Here is a 1,312-nt window from a genome sequence, read left to right on the forward strand (position 1 = left end):
GGCCTGCGCGCTCACGAAGCGCCCCCCGTCATTAACTTCTCGACCACGACGACCACTTCCGAGACCCTGACCCCGGTCAGCCCCGCCACCCGCTCGGCGATCCGCGCCCGCACCGCCCCGGCCAGCGTCGCGACGTCCGAGGGGAACGGCAGCTCAAGAGCCACCCGGACCCGCACCGTGCTCCCCGGTACGGTCACCGAGACGTGCGGCGGCGCGCCCTTCGCCCGCCCGGCGGGCCAGGCCTCGGCCAGCACCTCCCGGGCGGCCCGAGCCGCGATCCCGGCGTACACCCGGTCGGCGATCCGAAGCCGCCCCCGACGCCCCGGCACGGACCCGGCCCCCGAAGCCGACCCCGAAACAGAACCCGAACCCGAACCGTGACCGGGCCCCGAACCCGACCCGGAACGGGAGACCACGACCGGAACCGACACGGGGCCCGTCATCAGCGGCGCCGGTCGCGGCCGCGGAGCAGGTCCCCGAGGTCGCCCAGCTCGATGTCGCCCTCCAGCAGGCGTCCGATCACGAAGCCGACCAGCCCGAGCACGGCCACCAGCAGGAAGGCCGCGAACCCGCCGAAGTACCCGGCGAAGCCGAGGGCCATGCCCACCACCAGGCCGACGATGGCCAGGTTCATCCGCTACTCCCTCGTTTCCCGCTACTCCGTCGGGCCTGACGCCCCCGACCTGCCGCCGAACGCGCTACTTGAGCTTCGGCCGCTGCCCGGACGGCGCCACCGGTTCCTCTTCCTCCTCGAACTCCGGTTCGTCCGGGAGGTGGACGTCGTTGACCGCGATGTTGACCTCGACGACCTCCAGGCCGGTCATCCGTTCGACCGCGTTGACGATGTTCTCCCGCACCTGGCGGGCGAGTTCGGGAATGACCACGCCGTACTCGACCACCAGGGCGATGTCGATCGCGGTCTGCTTCTCGCCGACCTCGGCCTTGATGCCCCGCCCGACGCTGGGCTTGCCGCCGGGCACCCGGTCCCGCATCGCGCCGAAGGTACGGGCGAGGCCGGACCCGAGCGCGTGGATTCCGGCGACCTCGCGGGCCGCCACGCCGGCGATCTTCTCCACCACGCCGACGGCCAGCGCGGTACGGCCGCGCTCCCCCACCGGCTTGGCACCGCCGCCGGCACCCGGCGGACCGGAGGGCGGGGCGCTGCCACCACCGGTGTGCTTGTGCATGGTCGCGGGCGTCGGAGTGTCAGGCATGGGCGCTTCTCCCGTCGTACGGCACCAGCTATATCGGAAACCTCCCCAACTCTGGCATTTCGCCACGATCCCCGCCCCCCGAGCGTCGGCAGCCCACC

3 protein-coding genes are annotated in these 1,312 nt (G+C 73.0%); all 3 read right to left on the bottom strand.

The annotated features are described in order from the left end of the window. Positions 1-11 precede the first annotated feature (11 nt). Positions 12-290, bottom strand: coding sequence for a hypothetical protein (locus ACIQOV_RS41730; protein WP_401056405.1), 279 nt, complete (start codon positions 288-290; stop codon positions 12-14). A 152-nt stretch (positions 291-442) separates the two neighbouring features. Then, the gene (locus tag ACIQOV_RS41735; protein ID WP_359903317.1) at positions 443-634 is read right to left on the bottom strand and encodes a hypothetical protein; all 192 of its coding nucleotides are present in this window, start codon (positions 632-634) and stop codon (positions 443-445) included. A 64-nt stretch (positions 635-698) separates the two neighbouring features. Beyond that, on the bottom strand, positions 699-1,187 hold the full coding sequence (locus tag ACIQOV_RS41740; RefSeq protein ID WP_401056407.1) for an Asp23/Gls24 family envelope stress response protein: 489 nt from the start codon (positions 1,185-1,187) through the stop codon (positions 699-701). Positions 1,188-1,312: the final 125 nt, after the last annotated feature.

The organism is Kitasatospora sp. NPDC091257, from assembly GCF_044757675.1.
In the GTDB taxonomy this organism is placed as follows: domain Bacteria; phylum Actinomycetota; class Actinomycetes; order Streptomycetales; family Streptomycetaceae; genus Kitasatospora; species Kitasatospora lactacystinica.

What these genes read in the sequence shown, in the direction of transcription:
- ACIQOV_RS41735 (WP_359903317.1), bottom strand. Translation starts at nt 634, where the DNA reads ATGAACCTGGCCATCGTCGGCCTGGTGGTGGGCATGGCCCTCGGCTTC.
- ACIQOV_RS41740 (WP_401056407.1), bottom strand. Translation starts at nt 1,187, where the DNA reads ATGCACAAGCACACCGGTGGTGGCAGCGCCCCGCCCTCCGGTCCGCCG.